This window comes from Cryobacterium sp. MP_M3 (genome assembly GCF_015752155.1).
In the GTDB taxonomy this organism is placed as follows: domain Bacteria; phylum Actinomycetota; class Actinomycetes; order Actinomycetales; family Microbacteriaceae; genus Cryobacterium.
In genome coordinates, this window is the sequence record NZ_JADOVI010000006.1 from 114,892 (window position 1) to 132,029 (window position 17,138).

The following is a 17,138-nucleotide window of genomic DNA, read 5'->3' on the forward strand; positions in this document are numbered from 1 at the left end:
TATCTACTTGTGCACGTACTAAGCGTTAGCTCCCTCAAGGGAGGAGTAGGCAAGACCACGGTGACCCTTGGTCTGGCGTCTGCTGCCTTCGCCCGCGGCGTACGAACCCTGGTTGTGGACATTGATCCCCAGTCGGATGTCTCGACCGGCATGGACATCGAGGTGACCGGCCACCTGAACATCGCCGACGTCCTCGCGTCGCCCAAGGAGAAGGTCGTGCGCGCGGCCATCGTGCCGAGCGGGTGGACCCGCGGCCGACAGGGCACGATCGACGTGATGATCGGCAGCCCGTCAGCGATCAATTTCGACGGGCCGCACCCCAGCATCCGTGACATCTGGAAGCTGGAAGAGGCGCTGTCCACGGTCGAAAAGGACTACGACCTCGTCCTCATCGACTGCGCCCCCTCGCTCAACGCCCTGACCCGCACCGCCTGGGCGGCCAGCGACCGCGTCGCCGTCGTCACCGAACCCGGCTTGTTCTCCGTCGCGGCGGCTGACCGCGCGCTGCGGGCGATCGAGGAGATCCGCCGCGGCCTGAGTCCTCGCCTCCAGCCCCTCGGCATCATCGTCAACCGGGCCAGGACCGCCTCGCTCGAGCACCAGTTCCGGATCAAGGAACTCCGCGACATGTTCGGTCCGCTCGTGCTCAGCCCCCAGCTCCCCGAGCGCACCTCGCTCCAGCAGGCGCAGGGCGCCGCGAAGCCGCTGCACACCTGGCCGGGTGACAGCGCCCAGGAGATGGCGCGATACTTCGACCAGCTGCTCGAGCGGGTGCTGCGCACCGCGCGCATCGGCGAGTACGCCGAACAGCGCTAGCGAGCCGGAACGCAAAAAACCGCCCGGCGGCGGTGCCAGGCGGCGGGACGTGCGCGTGCAGACGTGCTGCGGAACGGGTCAGGAGACCTTGCGGCTGGTCCTGCGGGCGGCGAGTTCGTCGGACGGGTCGATGGTCTGGGTGTCCAGTTCGACGAGACTCGTCTCGACCTCACGAAGCACCTTGCCGACGGCGATGCCGAAGACACCCTGTCCGCGGCTGACGAGATCGATGACCTCGTCGTTGGAGGTGCAGAGGTAGACGCTCGCACCGTCGCTCATCAGCGTGGTCTGGGCCAGGTCGCTGACGCCGGATTCGCGCAGCTGGTTGACGGCGGTGCGGATCTGCTGCAGGGAGATGCCCGTGTCGAGCAGGCGTTTGACGAGTTTCAGGACCAGGATGTCGCGGAAGCCGTAGAGACGCTGGGAACCCGATCCGGCGGCGCCACGCACCGTCGGCTGGACCAGTTCGGTGCGGGCCCAGTAGTCGAGCTGGCGATAGCTGATGCCCGCGGCCCGGGCTGCCACGGCGCCGCGGTACCCGGAATGTTCGTCGAGTTCCGGCATCCCGTCGGTGAAGAGGAGACCGAGTCCGTAGCGGGAGGCGTCGTCTCGTTGGTTGAGCTCACTCATACGATCGCCTCTCGGGGGTGTCTGCGATGCCGATGATCGCTGTGTCAACGCTACCGAGGCGAACCACCCTGATCAATGACATCCGCTCGACCAAAATCGGCGTGTCGGATGCGAGGAGAACTCGGGTCGATCGCGGCGGCACTCAGTGAGCGGCGTCGGTCTCCAGTGTATGGCTTATTTGGTCAGGCGCCCGAGCGCGGAACGGATCAGACTCCCGCGAATCACCTCGAGTTGGCCTGCGATTTCGACCGCCATTTCGGCAGCCTTCGCCCGGCTGGAGGCGTCTTTCCGGCGCGACAACGGCACCAGGGCGCTTTCGATCAGGCCGAGTTCCCGCTCGGCGGCGCCGCGGAAACCGCGGAGGTGCCTCGGCTCGATGCCGCTGCGCTGCAGTTCCACGAGGGCACGCAGCACACCGAGCGCGTCCTCCCCGTAGACGTCAGCCGGGAGGATGATCGAGGCCGAGACGGCGTCGTGCAAGAGCGTGGCGGCGGCCCCTGCTTCGCGCAGGAGTTCGTCCCTGCTCAGCCGGCGCACGCTGGACAGCATCGAGGGGCCGGGGGTCACCCCGCCGGGCAGGGTGGGGGTGAGGCCGTTGTCAATGTCTTCCAGGTAGCCGCGAATGACCTTCAACGGCAGGTAATGATCGCGCTGCATCGACAGGATCAACCGCAGGCGGTCGAGGTCCCCCGCGCAGAACTTTCGGTATCCGGATTCGGTCCGGGCCGGGGAGACGAGTTTCTGTTCCTCGAGGAAACGCAGCTTGGATGGCGTGAGTTCGGGGAAATCCGGGGTCAGCCGGGCCAGCACCTGTCCGATGCTCAAGAGTGACGTCGCGCCCGGCTGCCGTGCCTGGGCGGAGGACGCGGGCACTAGTCGCTCGCCAGTGGCGAAAGGTCGAGCCGCGAGGCGTAGAACGTCAGCCGGAACTTGCCGACCTGAACCTCGGCGCCGTCGTGCAGCAGCGCCGAATCGATCCGGACACCATCGAAGTAGGTGCCGTTGAGCGAAACGAGGTCTTTCACCTCGAACTTGCGACCGTGGCGGAGGAACTCGGCGTGCCGCCGTGAAACGGTGACGTCGTCAAGGAAGATATCCGCATTGGGATGGCGGCCGACAGTGGTGACGTCGGCGTCCAGCAGGAAGCGCGCCCCCGAATTCGGTCCACGACGCACCACGAGCAGCGCCGACCCCGAGGGAAGGGCCGCAATGGCCTCCTGCTCCTCGGTCGTGACATCGCCGTCAAGCGCGGCCAACTGCGCCGCGAACTCCTGGCTGAACGTCATCGTCGTGTCGGTGTTGGCGAAGTTTTCGGGCGTGCCCTTGCGCTGGGGTTCATTCGTCTTTTTGGAATCAATCACCGTACACCTCCTACTTCTCCAGCGTATCGGATTGAGCGGACGATTTCGCCCGCGAAAGCCGAATCACCCTGGCAGCTTCAATTGCGTAGATTATCCCCGCCCACCAGTAAAGAAAGGCTCCCCAGATGCCGAACGCCCAGCCCACCGGGCCGGACCACCAGGCCAGCATCGGGAAGGCCTGACCGAGCATGATCATGGGCAGCGCGTAGAACAGGCAGAAGGTGGCGAGTTTGCCGAGCTGATGCACGGGAAGCGGCCCGAAACCGAAGTTGGCCAGGACGACTCCGAGGCCGAGGAGGAAGACATCCCGGCCGACGACGACGAGCACGATCCACCAGGGAACCAGTCCGCGGGAAGCGAGCCCGAGCAGCGCCGCGAAGATGTAGAGGCGGTCGGCGGCCGGGTCGAGCAGTTGACCGAGGCGGGTGACCTGGTCGAACCGCCTGGCGAGGAACCCGTCGAGGAAGTCGGAGGCTGAAGCCACCACGAGCACGAGCAGGGCCCAGGAATCCTCGCCACGGATCAACAGGACGAGGAAGACGGGAACCAGGGCCAGCCGCAGCATGCTCAGGAGGTTGGGCAGCGTGACCACCCTCGAACTGACCTGTCGTTCCTCTGCCCCGCTCACAATTCCCGAGTCTACCGAGGCGCTCCCCGAAGCGGAGCGCGGCATCCCGTCAACCCGCGGATGCGCCGGTGCGGGGCTCCGCATCGCCTCGCTCCGACCGTGAACGGCTGCCCGTTTCGGACTTTGCACGGCTGCGCTCGACGCTCCGCCGGAGGGCCTCCATCAGGTCGAGCACTTCCCCGCCGCCTTCCGCGCCCCCCTCGCCCTCTCCGGGCGCGCGGCCGAAGGTGACGCTGGTGTCGACCGTGTCACCGGCCGCGAGCTTCGCCTCGATCAGCTCCCGTAGCTGGTCCTGGTAGTCGTCCCGGAAGTCTCCGGGCGAGAAATCGGAAGCGAACGATTCGACCAGCGCCGCCGACAGGTCCAGTTCCTGGGCCGAGATGCGCACCTCCGCGTCGAGCGCCGGAAAATCCGCCACCCGGATCTCGTCCGCCCAGAGCAGGGACTGCAGCAGCAGCACGTCGCCGCGCACGCGGAGAGCCCCGAGCCGGGTCTTCTGGCGCAGGGCGAAGCGAACGATCGCGGTGCGGTCGGTCGCCTGCAACGCGTGCCGCAGCAGCACATACGCCTTGGGCGATGAACCGTCCGGTTCGAGGTAGTAGCTGCGTTCGTAGCTCATCGGGTCGAGTTGCTCGCTCGGCACGAATTCGACCACGTCGATCTCACGGCTCCGCTCGGCCGGCAGGGAGGCCAGGTCGGCGTCGGTGAGGATCATCGTGCGGTCGCCGTCGTCCCAGGCCTTGTCGATGTGGGCATAGTCCACGACCTGGCCGCAGATTTCGCAGCGGCGCTGGTAGCGGATGCGCCCGCCGTCCTTGTCGTGCACCTGGTGCAGTGCGACGTCATGGTCCTCGGTGGCGCTGTAGACCTTGACGGGCACATTGACGAGTCCGAAGGTGATCGCGCCCTTCCAGATCGATCTCATGCACCCCAGTGAACACCGGTTGACCGCGCGAGGCTAGCGTCCGGGCAGGCTGCGGCGCCCCAGCCCGCCCGGTGGTCGAGCCGACCCGTTGGTCGAGCCTGTCGAGACCTGGGAATGAATATTCGAATAAATTATCCACAAGCGTGACAATGTCTCACATCTGTGTTCGTGTTTTGGTATCTTCGTGGCATGAACCCAGCAGAGCAGCTCAGAGAGGCGGCGGATGCCGTCGCCCGCCTGGGTTGCTCCAGCGCCGACCTGGCGGCCCTTCCTGATGCGGCGGTGCTGACCGGTCAGCGGGAGATCGCGGAGGCTCGCCGCCTGCTCGAGATGTACGCGGCGTGGATGGCCGCGACCATCGCCGACCGCTCCCGCCCGGAGCTGGGCCATTCGGGCCTGGCCGCGCAGCAGGGTTTCCTCTCCCCGGAGGCGATGATCCAGAAGGTCACCGGCTCGAGCAAGAACGAAGCGTTCAAGCTCGTCGCGGTGGGCACGATGCTCGCCCGGGCGGAGGCCGCCGACCGGCAGGCCGCAGAGGCGCGTGGGGCGCTCGGTGACGACGGGACCGGTGTCGACGGGACGAGCGTTGACGGGACCGGTGTCGACGGGACGGGCTTTGACGGGGCGGGCTCTGGCGGCGACTCGGGCGGCCTCGGCGACCCTGGCGGCCCGGGCGGGTTCTCGCCCGCTCCTGCCGGTGCCGCATCGTGGCAGGCGCCGATCGCCCGCGCCGTGACCGCGGGAACCCTCTCCGTCGACGCCGCCGAATCCATCCGCAAGGGGCTCGGCGACATCGACACCGCCGTCACCGCCGACACACTCGCCACCGCCCTCACCCAGCTGCTGGCGGAGTCCGCGACGCTCAACGCGGACCAGTGCTTCACCCGGGCCCGCAGGATGCGCGACGACCTCGACCAGGCCGGCATCGCCGCCCGCGAGAAACAGGCTTACGACGACCGGTTCCTCAAGGTCTACCGCCTCCCCGACGGGAAGGTCCGCCTGCACGGGCTCTTCGCCCCGGAAGACGGCGAGTTCGTGCTCTCCACCTACGACTCCATCACCAGCCCCAGGCGCGGCGGGGTGCGCTTCGTGGACAAGAAGCGCGCCGCCTGGGCCAAGGCCGTCCAGGACGACCCGCGCAGCACCGCGCAGATCGCCGCGGACTCCTTCGTGCAACTACTCAAAATCGCCGGCGAAGTCGACCCCGGCCAGATGCTCGGCGGCCGCCGCCCCGCCGTGCACATCATCGTCACCCAAAAAGACCTCACCAACGCCACCCGCACCAGCACGGGCACCGGTGATGAAACCGGCGCCGGTGCCGGGACTGCCACCCCGGCACCGGCCGACACGTCCCCCTCAACACCAAGAACAACCCCCGCCACCACGGCATCTGAAGCACCGGGAGCACCGGAGTCGTCAGGCCCCCAACCCCTTCCGGCGGTCGGACCTCACACAGCCGCTCCCTCCAAGCTATCCGGCCAGCCCGGGACGGCCGTGGTTCTGGCGGCCGGGCATGGCTCCATCGAGGGCAGTCCTGCCCCGGTCTCCCTCGCCACCGTCGAACGACAACTCTGCGACACCGGCTACATCGGAATCCTCTTCGACAACACCGGCCAACCCATCGACGTCGGCAGAGAACAACGCCTCTTCACCCCCGCCCAACGCACCGCCATGGGCACCCGCGACGGCGGCTGCATCTGGCCCGACTGCGACCGGCCACCCTCCTGGACCGAAGCCCACCACCTCAAAACCTGGCTCCTCGAACACGGCCACACCGACCTCGCCGACGGCGTCAGCCTCTGCCACCCCCACCACCTGCTCCTCCACAACACAGGCTGGATCATCCTCCGCGACGGCGACCAGCACTGGCTGAAACCACCGGTGTCGGTCGACCCGGCACAAACGCGCATCGCCCTCCCCAAGAAGACCCACCGGCAGCTCGACCCGGGCACGCCGACCGTGGACCGGGACACGGACTGACCGGCCCGCCCTGCGGGGCCTCTACCGGCCGTGCCGCTGGCGAGTGAGCTCGCTGAACTCATGGCTCTGGGTCTCGACAGGCTCGACCGCCGGTGATTGAGCGTGCCGAAATCATGCCGTCCGGTCTCGACGAGCTCGACCACCGCGGGCTCACCGGGTCTCGCCAGGCTCGACCACCGCGGGGAACCAGGTGTCGACAGGCTCGAACACTGGGGCGGGACCGGGTCGCGACGGGCTCGACCACCGGGGCGGGCGGGGTCTCGACAGGCTCGACCACCGCGGGTTCCGGCCCAGCATCGGAACACTAGCCGCGGACGGGGCGCAAGTGCATGCTGGTGCCATGAATCAGGGACCGGACCATTCGGCCAGCCAGGTCGTCATTGTCGACGGCCACCGGATCACGCTCACCAGCCTCGACAAGGTGCTCTACCCGGAGACCGGCACGACGAAGGCCGACGTGATCGCCTACTACGCGGCCGTCGCCGACGTGCTGATCCCCCATGCGGCCAACCGGCCCGCCACGAGGAAGCGGTGGGTGCACGGCGTCGGCACGGCCGCGGAACCCGGCCACATGTTCTTCCAGAAGAATCTCGATGCGTCGACCCCGAGCTGGGTGGCCCGGCGGTCGATCGAGCACTCCGACCACGTAAACGTGTATCCGCTGGTCAACGACCTGGCCGCACTGACCTGGCTCGGCCAGATCGCGGCCCTCGAAATCCATGTGCCGCAATGGCAGTTCGGCCGAAACGGGCATCCGCGCAACCCGGATCGGCTCGTTCTCGACCTGGACCCCGGCGAGGGCGTCACCCTTGCCGAGTGCGCCCACGTCGCCAGGCTGGCCAGGGCCATCCTGCGCGACATGGGCCTGGATGCCTTCCCGGTGACCAGCGGCAGCAAGGGTATCCACTTGTATGCGGCGCTGGACCTCAGCCACACCTCGGATCAGGTATCGGCAGTCGCACACGAACTGGCGCGGGCGCTCGAGGCCGACCATCCTGACCTCGTGGTCAGCGACATGAAAAAGGCCAGACGCGCCGGCCGGGTGTTCGTGGACTGGAGCCAGAACAACGCCGCCAAGACCACGATCGCACCGTATTCGTTGCGCGGGACCTCGTTGCCGATGGTCGCCATGCCCCGTACCTGGCGCGAGCTGGCCTCCCCCGGGCTGGCCCAGGTCCATTACCGCCAGGCCATGCACCGGGTGGAACGGAACGGCGACCCGCTTTCCGGTCTGCTCGCCGCCCACCCTGGTGTGCGGACAGACATCGGCGGCGGGTCGGACCCGGGCTCGGGCTCGGGGGCAGCCGACCGGCTGTCCGAATACCGCAGCAAGAGGAACAGCGCGCGCACGCCGGAACCGGTGCCGGCCGAGATCACCGGCACAGCGGAGGGTCGCTCCTTCGTGATCCAGGAGCACCACGCCCGCAACCTGCACTACGACCTGCGGCTCGAGCACGACGGGGTACTCGCCGCCTGGGCTCTGCCGCGGGGGGTGCCGACCGAGCCGACGAAGAATCATCTCGCCGTGCGCACAGAAGACCACCCGCTCGAGTACGGCACGTTCGAGGGAGACATTCCGGCCGGAGAATACGGTGCGGGCACGGTCAGGATCTGGGACAGCGGCAGCTACGAGCTCGAGAAGTGGCGCGACGACGAGGTGATCGCCACCCTGCACGGCGAACCGGGCGGCGGGCTCGGCGGGGCGCGGCGGTTCGCCCTGATCCACACGAAGGGCCACGACCGGGCCGAGAACAACTGGCTGATCCACTTGATGAAGGCGACGAACCGCCGTGAGCGGGTGGCGCCGGCACCGCTTCGGGCGGCGACCTCGCGCATCCGCCACTCCCCCATGCTCGCCACGCTCGGCACCCTGGCCGACCTGGCCGACGCGGACGGCCGAGCCTGGGCGTGCGAGATGAAGTGGGACGGGATCCGACTGCTCGCCTCCGTGACGATGGACGACCCTGTTGCGACGGACCACCCCGGGGCCACGGTTCGCCTGGTCACCCGGAACGGCAACGACGTCACGGATGCCTACCCCGAGCTGGTGCGCACCCTGCCGTCGGTCGTCAGGGCCGGATCGGCCGTGCTCGACGGGGAGGTCGTCGTCCTCGACGCCGCGGGCCGGCCGAGTTTCGGTCTGTTGCAGAACCGGACAGACGGCACGAGCGTGAACTACCTCGTTTTCGACCTGCTCGAGCGGGACGGGCAGGACCTCACCGGGCAGCCGTATTCGGCGCGGCGGGAGATCCTTGGCCAGGTGGTGCACGGCAACGCCGAGGTCCAGGTGCCGCCGGCCTTCGACGGCAATGCGGCGGCGGCCCTTCGGGCGAGCCGCGAGCTCGGCCTGGAGGGCATCGTCGCCAAACGACTGGACGGCCCCTATGAACCGGGCCGCAGGTCCCGGTCCTGGATCAAGATCAAGCATCATGCGACCCAGGAGGTCGTGGTCGGCGGATGGCGCCCCGGCAAGGGCCACCGGGCAGGCTCGATCGGATCACTGCTGGTCGGAATTCCGGAAGGGGGCTCCCTCGCCTACGCCGGCCGGGTCGGGACAGGGTTCCGGGACCGCGACCTGGACGAGATCATGGACAGGCTCGCGCCGCTCGCCACGGACGAGAGCCCGTTCGCGGAGGTTCCCTCGGCCGACGCCGGTGACGCGAACTGGGTGCGGCCGATCCTCGTCGGCGAGGTGGAGTTCGCGGAGTGGACGGAGTCGGGGCGGCTCCGGCACCCCGTCTGGCGCGGGTGGCGCCCGGACAAGGCGCCCGCCGACGTGGTGAGAGAAGGCTCCCGACAGGCCGGGTCTTAGCTCAGGCGCGGCGCGGTTGCCTGGGCGGCTTGGGGAAGGCATCCCTCATGTGGTCTGAGGAGAGGTAATCGCCGACGCCGATCATGATCAGACTGAACAGGATCTGTTCGGTGACCATCCAGAACGGGTAGAGACCGGGGATCGCGGCGAGGACCAGGGTGATCACGGGGAAGAGCTTGCTGAACAGCCGCAGGCGGGAGTAGGCCCAGTAAAACCCCTTCTGGGCGCGCCAGGCGAAGTAGAACAGCGTGAGGGTCATCGCGAGCACCACGAAGGTGCGCATCCAGACCGAGAACGGCACGGCGGACCCGCCGAGGGCGAGCACGACCGCCACGACCGCTGCCGCAGCACCGAGCACGAGTTCCGCAGCGAGCAGCCAGGCGATCGCGACGAAAGCGCGCCGGGTGCGCGGGTGGTCGCGCATTTCCGGCGGGATCGTGTAGTCGACGCTCCGGCCTCCCGCCACCCGGTCGACGGCGAGAAACATGGGTTCCAGGTTCATGGTGCCTCCGGAACCACGGTAGCCGCTCCCAGAGGTCAGCCCAGCCGGAGCCGCAGCGCCGGCCACGCCGCGGCGAAGCCCGGATGCAGAGGGAGCGCGTCGACCTCGTCGGTCGGCACCCAGCGGAGTGCGATGCTCTCCCGGTCGCTGATCACCGGTTCGAACGGCCGGTTCGCGCGCACCACCACGGTGGTATAGGACCAGAACCCGAGGTCGAGCACCGAGCTGAATTGCACGCTGACCAGGTCGGCCGGCACCCCGGCCTCCTCGCCGGCCTCGCGCAGGGCGGCCTCGAGCGCGGTCTCGTGCTCGTACCGCGCTCCCCCGGGCAGCCCCCAGGTGTCGCCCTGGTGGCTCCAGAGGGCGCGGTGCTGCAGCAGCACGCCCCGCTCCAGGTGGTGGACGAGGAGACCGGCCGCACCGAATCGCCCCCAGAACTTCCGACCGTCGGGGCCGTAGACCCAGGTGTCGCCGTTACCGCTCATCTGCCCAGCATGCGTCACCGAGCCGTGAAATGTCACAGAGCCACGATGTCAGAGCCGTGAAATCAGAGAGCCGTGGATCGTCACCGAACGTCGCCGGGTGGCAGGGCGCGGTAGTGCAGGTGAACCACGCCATTGCCGAAGCGGCGTTCGTCGACCAGCTGAAGCCGCAGCCGCACGCCGGCCGGGAAGAACCGGGTGCCACCGCCCACGAGAACGGGCGACACGAACTGATGGTATTCGTCGACCAGACCGGCCTCGATCGCGTGTCTGGCGAGCCCCGGGCCGCCCACGGACAGGTCGCGTGGCGCGCTGTCCTTGAGCCGCCGGATAGCGGCAGGGTCGAACTCCCGTTCGAGCCGGGTACGCGGAGCGCTGACCGATTCCAGGGTGGTCGAGTAGACGATCTTGTCGGTCGCCCGCCAGAGTGCCGCGAAGTCCTTGATGGCCTCCGGCTCATCGGTGTCGTCGATGGTGTCCCAGGCGGCCATCACCTCGTACATCCGGCGCCCGAACAGCTGGGTGCCGATGTCCCGCTCGAGGTCGTTGACGAAGGCGTGCACCTCCGCGTCGGGCGCGCTCCAGTCGAACTTGCCGTCCGCATCCGAGACATACCCGTCGAGCGACGTGATGCCGGCGTAGATCAGCTTGGCCATGGTTCTCCCCTCGCCGGCGTTCGGGCGGTCACGGCTGGCTGTGCCATTCACCGTCGCGGAAGATGATCGCGGACGGGCGGATTTCGACGGCGCCGTAGAGCGCGCCCGGACACTGCCGGGCCCAGTCGATGGCGGCATCGAGGTCGGGAACGTCGATGACGAAGGTGCCGTTGAGCCGATCCTGTGTGTCCGCGAACGGACCGTCCTGCACCCGGAGGGCGCCGTCGCGAACCGAGATCGTGGTCGACGCCGCCACGGGCTGCAGGATGTCGGCGGAGACCAGCACACCCGCGGCATCCAGCGACTTCGCGTAGGCGTCGAAAGCGGCCCGGCCCCAGGTCATGGCTTCTTCGCTGACCTCGGCGTCGCCGGGTTCCTTGCTGATGACGAGGAGTGAGTATCGCATCGGACGTCCTTCCGCTCGAACAATACTGACACCACTCGCACGAGTGCGCCAGCGTCGGATCCACGTGCCCGGACCGGGTCAGCCGTGGGTGGCGACGTAGTCGACGAGTCCCTTCACCGTCGCGACCTGGCCGTAGTCCCGCTCCGGCGTGTCCACCCCGGTCGCCTGGGCGATCGTCTCGATCAGGCGCAGGAAGTCGAGGGAATCGAGTTCGAGGTCCTGGCGCAACCTGGCCGTCTCGTCTTCCGCGTCGAGGTCGACATCGGGCGCGACCTGGCCGATCGCGGCACGCACCGCCTCGCGGGCGTCCTGTACGCATAGTTCCTCCGGCTTCTGCAGCAGTTCATTCATTCGGGCGAGGAAACGCCCGCCGCGCAGGCCGTCGCTGACCCGGTGATCGGCCGAGAGTGTGGCCGTGACGATCGGGCGAACGCCGATCAGCCCGTTTCGGGCGAAGGGCTGTTCCAGCACCCGGCCGAGGCCGACGAGCGCGACCTGCGGCGGGTAGATGACGCCGAAGACGCTCTCGACCCCGAGGTCGCCGAGGTTGGTCACCGTGATCGTCGGGTCGGCCATCTCCGCGCGCTGCAGGCGTCCGGCGCGGGCTCGGCCGACGAGGTCCCTGAGCCGTTCCATCAGCAGGTCGAGGGCCAGGGTGTCGGCGTCATGGATGGCCGGCGCGACGAGGCCGCCCCGGCGGAGCGCCACGGCAACCCCGAGGTGCACGGCCGCGCTCGGGTGGTACGACCCGTCGGTGAAGAACCCGTTCACCTCCGGGACTTCCCTGGCGGCCAGCGCCGCCGCCTTCAGCAGCAGCGCGGCCGGGACCAGCCTGGCCGAGATCGGCCGGGCCAGATTGGCCTCCTCCATCCAGGCCAGGGCGGCTCCGAGGTCGAGGGTGGTGCTCAGGTAGTAGTGCGGGATGGTCTTCTTGGACCGCGTCATCAACGTGCCGATGGCGCGGCGCAGGCTCTCGGCCCGGTCGGCGGCCTCACGCGGTTCCCGGCCAGGTGGCCGCGTCTTGCCCGGAGCGGGCCGCTCGGCGGGCTGTGCGGCAGGCTGAGCGGCCGCCTGCTCGGCAGCGGGCTCCTCGGCAGCGGGCCGCACGGCCGCCGCGCCGGCGGAGCTGCGGACGTCCGTCTCGGTGACCGCTCCCTCCGGGCCGGTCCCCCGCACCGTGGCCAGATCGACGCCGAGCTCCGCGGCGAGCCGGCGGGCCCGGGGTGAGGAGCGCACCCGGTGAACCGAGGGCTCCCCCGGAACCTGAACTCGAACCGCCGCCTCCACGTCCGCCCGGGTCACCGCACCGTTCCGGCCGGTTCCATGCAGGCGGGTGATGTCGACGCCGAGGCTGTGGGCAAGGCGCCGAACCGGCGGGGAGATGAATCCGGACGGCTCCAGCGATGCCTCAGCGACCGTGGGCGCCTCGGGGACCGGCTGTGCCTCGGGGACCGGCGCCCCGGCGGTTCGGCCGGCCGGCGGATGCTTCGGTGCGGGGCGCGACGGCCTCATCGGTTCGGCGCCGGCTCGCGTCGGTGCCGCTGCCGCATGGGCAGGACCGGCGACCGGGGGGCCGGCAGGCGCTACCCCGGCCGCCGGGGTCTGGGTGATCCGGGCGAGAACGCCGCCGACCGGCACCGTCGTGCCGACCTCGACGAGCAACTCGGCGACCACGCCGTCCTCGAACGATTCGACGTCGATGTCGGCCTTGTCGGTGTCGATGACGGCAACCATGTCGCCGCGGTGCACGTAGTCCCCCGGCTTGACCAGCCACTCGACCAGCTTGCCCTCCTCCATGTCCGCCCCGAGGGCCGGCATCCGGAACTCACCCATGCGCACCCACCGCCTCCCTGGCCGCGGCAACGACGCGTTCGACCGACGGCAGCGCCGCCTGTTCGAGGTGCCTGGCGTAGGGCACGGGCACCTCGGCGCTGCACACCCGGCCGACGGGCGCGTCCAGGTCGTAGAAGGCGTGTTCGGTGATCCGGGCGCTGATTTCGGCGGAGAGGCTGCCGCTGCGCCACCCCTCGTCGACCACGACGGCCCGGTGCGTCTTCGCAACCGTGGCGAGAATGGCCGCGTCGTCGAGCGGGCGGAGGGTGCGCAGATCGAGCACCTCCGCCTCGATCCCGTCGCCGGCCAGCCGGTCCGCCGCTTCGAGCACCAGGCCGAGGGTGCCGCCGTAGGTGATCAGCGACACGTCACCGCCCTGGCGCCGCACGGCGGCGGTGTCAATGTCGACCGCCCCGGCGACGTCGGGGAGGTCCCCGGCCTGGTTGTAGAGCGAACCGTGCTCGAAGATGAGCACCGGGTCGGGTTCCTGGAGTGCGGTCCACAGCATCCCGCGGGCGTCCGCGAGGGTCGCCGGGGTGAGGATGCGCAGGCCGGGGATGTGGGCGTACCAGCCCTCGAGGCTGTGAGAGTGCTGGGCGGCGAGCTGGCGCCCGGCGCCGGTCGTCATCCGGATCACGAGCGGCACGCTGAATTGCCCGCCGGACATGTGCGAGAGCGTCGCGGCGTTGTTCATGATCTGGTCGAGGGCGAGCAGGCTGAAGTTGACGGTCATGATCTCGACGATCGGGCGCATGCCGCCGAGGGCCGCACCGATCCCGGCGCCGACGAACCCGGACTCCGACAGCGGGGTGTCCCGGATGCGCTCCGGGCCGAATTCCTCGAGTAGGCCGAGGCTCACCGCGAAGCAGCCGCCGTAGCTGCCCACGTCCTCGCCCATCAGGAACACCCGGTCGTCACGGTGCATGGCGTCCCGGATCGCGGCTCGGATCGCCTCACGGTAGGTGGTCTTCATGTCCCGGCCCGCCCGGTTCTGCCGGTCTTGTCGGTTCCGCCGGCCTGCTCGCTGTAGACGAAGCGGGTGAGTTCCTCGACCGGTTCGATCGTGCCTGCCTCGGCGAAATCGACGGCCGCCTGCACCTCGGCATCCACCTCGCCCTGAATAGTCGTCCAGGTCTCCTCCGGAAGGTCTCCGGCGGCCTCCAGGGTCTCGCGCAACAGGTCGATCGGATCGCGTTCGACCCAGCGGGCGACCTCGGCCTTGTCCCGATAGCGCTCGGGGTCGTACATCGAGTGCGCCCGGAAACGGTAGGTGCGCAGCTCGAGGAAATGCGGTCCCCCGCCGCCGCGGATGGAGTCGACGGCCCGCCCGGCCGCCTCGTCGACGGCGAGCACGTCCATCCCGTCCACCGACCAGGCCGGGATCTCGTACGCGGATGCCTTCAGCGCGATGTCCGTCTGCGATTCGGAGCGTCCCAGCGCGGTGCCCATCGCGTAGAGGTTGTTCTCGCAGCAGAACAGCACCGGCAACTGCCACAGCGCGGCCAGGTTCACGCTTTCGTGGAACTCGCCCTCGGCGACCGCGCCCTCGCCGAAGAAGCATGCGGTGACTCGGGAGCGGCCCGCCATCTTGTCGGCGAGGGCGAGGCCCACCGCGAGGGGCAGTCCGCCGGCGACGATGGCGTTGCCGCCGTAGAAGCGGGTGGCCGCGTCGAAGAGGTGCATCGATCCGCCCCGCCCCCGGCAGCAACCCTCCTGAAAGCCGTACATCTCGGCGAGGATGGCTCCGGCGGAGACGCCGCGGAGCAGGGCGTGGCCGTGCTCCCGGTAGGTGGCCAGGACGGCGTCGTCGGGGCTGAGCACGCCCAGCACGCCGGCCGCGACCGCTTCCTCGCCGATGTAGACGTGCATGAACCCGCGGATCTTCGCCGCGCTGTAGAGCTCGACGCACTTCTCCTCGAAGCGCCTGACCCTGAGCATGTCCCGCAGCAGCCGGCGGGAGTGCTCGGGGTCGGCGGCGGTTCTCCGCTCGGTCGGCTGTCCGGTCATCGCGGCACCTCCACGGTCGACGTGTCCCCCTCGGGCAGGCCGAGCTCGCGGGCCTTGAGCAGGCGGCGCAGGATCTTGCCGCTGCGGGTCTTGGGCAGGGCCGTGGTGAACTCGAGCTCCCGGGGTGCCACGGCGGGTCCGAGCCGTTTGCGGGCGAAACCGATGATCTCCAGGCGAAGGTGCTCGGTGGGCTCGAATCCCGCCTTCAGCTCCACGAACGCCTTGACGACTTCTCCGGCGACGGGGTCGGGGATGCCGATGGCCGCCGCCTCCGCGACGGCCTCGTGCTCCATCAGCGAGCTCTCCACTTCGAACGGGCCGATCAGGTGCCCGGAGGACTTGATCACGTCGTCGCCGCGGCCGACGAACCAGTAGTAGCCGTCGGCGTCCCGCTTGGCGAGGTCGCCGGTGAGGTACCAGCCGCCGACGAAGCAGCGGCGGTAGCGTTCCTCCTCGTTGAGGTAGCCGCGGAACATCGACGGCCAGCCGGGGCGCAGGGCCAACTCGCCCAGGGCATCCGGTTCGGTGACGAGCACCGCGTCTGCGCCCTGCAGTACCGGTTTGCCCTCGACGTCGCGGGCGACCAGTGCCGCCTCGACGCCGGGCAGCGGCCTGCCCATCGAGCCGGGCCGGATCTCCGCGGCGGCGTAGTTGGAAATCATGATCCCACCGGTTTCGGTCTGCCACCAGTTGTCGTGAACGGGCAGGCCGAACGCCTCCTGACCCCACACCACGACCTCGGGATTGAGCGGCTCGCCGACGCTGGCGACGAAGCGCAGGGCCGAGAGGTCGTGGGCGGCCACCCGGTCGGCGCCGGCCTTCATCAGCATCCGCAGGGCGGTGGGGGCGGTGTACCAGACGGTGACCTTCTGCTCGGCGAGGAGCGGTACCACCGATCGGCGTCGAGCTCTTCCTCGTCGACAATGGCGGTCACCCCGTGGACGAGCGGCGCGATCACCCCGTAGGAGGTGCCGGTGACCCAGCCCGGGTCGGCGGTGCACCAGTAGACGTCGTCCGGGTGAAGGTCGAGCGCGAACAGCCCGGTCGCGTAGTGCGCGGTGACCGCGTCGTGCACGTGGATGGCGCCCTTCGGGGTGCCGGTGGTGCCGCTCGTGAAGTGCAAGAGCGCCATCTCCTCTGGCCCGGTCGCGGCGATCTCACCGTAGGGCGGGGCATCCCTCATCAGGGCGGCCAGGTCGAGGGTGCCCGGCTCAGGATCGCCCGCCGCATCGACCAGGAGCACGTGGCGCAGCTCGGGCAGGCTGTCCCTTACCGGGGCGACCTTCTTGCGGTACAACGCCCGGGTGGTCACCAGGGCCCGGCCGCCGCCCAGGTGCAGGCGCTGCCGCACGGGTTCGGGGCCGAAGGCGGAGAACAACGGGCAGAAGACGCTCGCGTTCTTGAAGGTGCCCAGCACCGCCACGTACAGCTCGGGGACGCGGCCGATCAGCGAGAACACCCGGTCGGCGCGTCCGATGCCGAGCTCCCGCAGCACGCCGGCGAACCGGCTGCTCTCCTCGGCGAGCGCGGCGTAGCTGAGCGAGTGGGCGCTGCCGTCGGCCCGCACGAACCGCAGGGCTTCCCGTTCCGCGTTCGGGCCGGCCGCGTGCCGGTCGACCGCCTCAAAGGCGATGTTGAGCCCCCGGCCACCCGGAAGCCCCGACAGCCCGCGCCGGGCCTCGTCCCAGGTGAAGCCGGCGCAGGTGGCGTCGTAGTCGACCAGGTTCGGCCGCACCGTCAGCGCGGCCAGGTCCTTCCGGATCGTGGGCCAGCGCGTGCCGGACTCTATGCCTGCCGTCATGCCCCCATGGCACTCCACCCTGCGCGCAGGGCATAGGGACGAAGGTCCCGTGGGTCCTCCGTCCGTAGTGGACTCGTCCGCGCGGGGTTTCACTTCCGAGCCAGTGGCGAGTTCCCGGGTCATCGCCACGCGAGGCAGCGGAGGTGGTTCGATGGATGCCCCCGTCATCCAGGTCAGGGAATTCCGCAAGGTGTACCGGGGATTCGTCGCGGTCGACGGGATCAGCTTCGACGTGCACCGCGGCGAGGTCTTCGGGCTGCTCGGACCCAACGGTGCCGGAAAGACGACCACCCTCGAAA

The 17,138-nt window shown here is 69.4% G+C and carries 15 protein-coding genes and 2 pseudogenes; 4 read left to right on the forward strand and 13 right to left on the reverse strand.

The genetic code is table 11. The annotated features are described in order from the left end of the window. Positions 1 to 9: 9 nt before the first annotated feature. Positions 10 to 816 carry a ParA family protein gene (locus tag IWX89_RS09045; protein WP_196903225.1) on the forward strand — a complete coding sequence of 269 codons (807 nt, stop codon included), beginning with the start codon at positions 10 to 12 and terminating at the stop codon, positions 814 to 816. A gap of 78 nt (positions 817 to 894) precedes the next feature. Here the strand turns inward: IWX89_RS09045 and IWX89_RS09050 are convergent, their stop codons facing one another. From IWX89_RS09050 to IWX89_RS09070, 5 genes are all read right to left on the reverse strand, one after another. Then, positions 895 to 1,446, reverse strand: coding sequence for a MerR family transcriptional regulator (locus tag IWX89_RS09050; protein ID WP_134508499.1), 552 nt, complete (start codon positions 1,444 to 1,446; stop codon positions 895 to 897). A gap of 174 nt (positions 1,447 to 1,620) precedes the next feature. Beyond that, positions 1,621 to 2,319 (reverse strand): MerR family transcriptional regulator, encoded by a 699-nt coding sequence (locus IWX89_RS09055; RefSeq protein WP_196903226.1) that lies wholly within the window; start codon positions 2,317 to 2,319, stop codon positions 1,621 to 1,623. Beyond that, positions 2,319 to 2,732, reverse strand: a complete 414-nt coding sequence (locus IWX89_RS09060) for an FHA domain-containing protein (protein ID WP_196903329.1) — start codon at positions 2,730 to 2,732, stop codon at positions 2,319 to 2,321. Before IWX89_RS09060 ends, IWX89_RS09055 begins: the two co-directional genes overlap by 1 nt. A gap of 85 nt (positions 2,733 to 2,817) precedes the next feature. Next, positions 2,818 to 3,435 carry a CDP-alcohol phosphatidyltransferase family protein gene (locus tag IWX89_RS09065; RefSeq protein WP_307836479.1) on the reverse strand — a complete coding sequence of 206 codons (618 nt, stop codon included), beginning with the start codon at positions 3,433 to 3,435 and terminating at the stop codon, positions 2,818 to 2,820. Between the two features lie 49 nt (positions 3,436 to 3,484). Then, positions 3,485 to 4,360 carry a Ku protein gene (locus IWX89_RS09070; RefSeq protein WP_196903228.1) on the reverse strand — a complete coding sequence of 292 codons (876 nt, stop codon included), beginning with the start codon at positions 4,358 to 4,360 and terminating at the stop codon, positions 3,485 to 3,487. A 189-nt stretch (positions 4,361 to 4,549) separates the two neighbouring features. Between IWX89_RS09070 and IWX89_RS09075 the strand changes: the two genes are divergently transcribed. Then, positions 4,550 to 6,340 (forward strand): DUF222 domain-containing protein, encoded by a 1,791-nt coding sequence (locus IWX89_RS09075; RefSeq protein WP_196903229.1) that lies wholly within the window; start codon positions 4,550 to 4,552, stop codon positions 6,338 to 6,340. Between the two features lie 340 nt (positions 6,341 to 6,680). Beyond that, the gene (locus tag IWX89_RS09080) at positions 6,681 to 9,152 is read left to right on the forward strand and encodes an ATP-dependent DNA ligase (protein WP_196903230.1); all 2,472 of its coding nucleotides are present in this window, start codon (positions 6,681 to 6,683) and stop codon (positions 9,150 to 9,152) included. Between the two features lies 1 nt (position 9,153). Here the strand turns inward: IWX89_RS09080 and IWX89_RS09085 are convergent, their stop codons facing one another. From IWX89_RS09085 to acsA, 8 genes and pseudogenes are all read right to left on the reverse strand, one after another. After that, on the reverse strand, positions 9,154 to 9,654 hold the full coding sequence (locus tag IWX89_RS09085) for a hypothetical protein (protein WP_196903231.1): 501 nt from the start codon (positions 9,652 to 9,654) through the stop codon (positions 9,154 to 9,156). Positions 9,655 to 9,689: 35 nt separating this feature from the next. Beyond that, positions 9,690 to 10,139 carry an NUDIX hydrolase gene (locus tag IWX89_RS09090; protein WP_196903232.1) on the reverse strand — a complete coding sequence of 150 codons (450 nt, stop codon included), beginning with the start codon at positions 10,137 to 10,139 and terminating at the stop codon, positions 9,690 to 9,692. An 80-nt stretch (positions 10,140 to 10,219) separates the two neighbouring features. Continuing rightward, on the reverse strand, positions 10,220 to 10,792 hold the full coding sequence (locus IWX89_RS09095; RefSeq protein WP_196903233.1) for a dihydrofolate reductase family protein: 573 nt from the start codon (positions 10,790 to 10,792) through the stop codon (positions 10,220 to 10,222). Positions 10,793 to 10,820: 28 nt separating this feature from the next. Then, positions 10,821 to 11,198: a YciI family protein gene (locus IWX89_RS09100; RefSeq protein WP_196903234.1), complete on the reverse strand. Its 378-nt coding sequence runs from the start codon at positions 11,196 to 11,198 to the stop codon at positions 10,821 to 10,823. Positions 11,199 to 11,276: 78 nt separating this feature from the next. Beyond that, the gene (locus IWX89_RS09105) at positions 11,277 to 13,031 is read right to left on the reverse strand and encodes a 2-oxo acid dehydrogenase subunit E2 (protein ID WP_196903235.1); all 1,755 of its coding nucleotides are present in this window, start codon (positions 13,029 to 13,031) and stop codon (positions 11,277 to 11,279) included. Then, positions 13,024 to 14,004 carry an alpha-ketoacid dehydrogenase subunit beta gene (locus tag IWX89_RS09110; protein WP_196903236.1) on the reverse strand — a complete coding sequence of 327 codons (981 nt, stop codon included), beginning with the start codon at positions 14,002 to 14,004 and terminating at the stop codon, positions 13,024 to 13,026. Before IWX89_RS09110 ends, IWX89_RS09105 begins: the two co-directional genes overlap by 8 nt. Beyond that, complete coding sequence (gene pdhA / locus IWX89_RS09115) at positions 14,001 to 15,038, reverse strand: pyruvate dehydrogenase (acetyl-transferring) E1 component subunit alpha (RefSeq protein WP_196903237.1); 1,038 nt, start codon at positions 15,036 to 15,038, stop codon at positions 14,001 to 14,003. The genes IWX89_RS09110 and pdhA overlap by 4 nt, the downstream gene beginning before the upstream one ends. After that, positions 15,035 to 16,839 (reverse strand): annotated as a pseudogene (acsA, locus tag IWX89_RS09120) (acetate--CoA ligase). Before acsA ends, pdhA begins: the two are co-directional and overlap by 4 nt. Before the next feature lie 151 nt (positions 16,840 to 16,990). On the opposite strand from acsA, the pseudogene IWX89_RS19115 reads away from it, so the two are divergent. Continuing rightward, a pseudogene (locus IWX89_RS19115) lies at positions 16,991 to 17,134 on the forward strand (ATP-binding cassette domain-containing protein); the annotation flags it as partial. Positions 17,135 to 17,138: the final 4 nt, after the last annotated feature.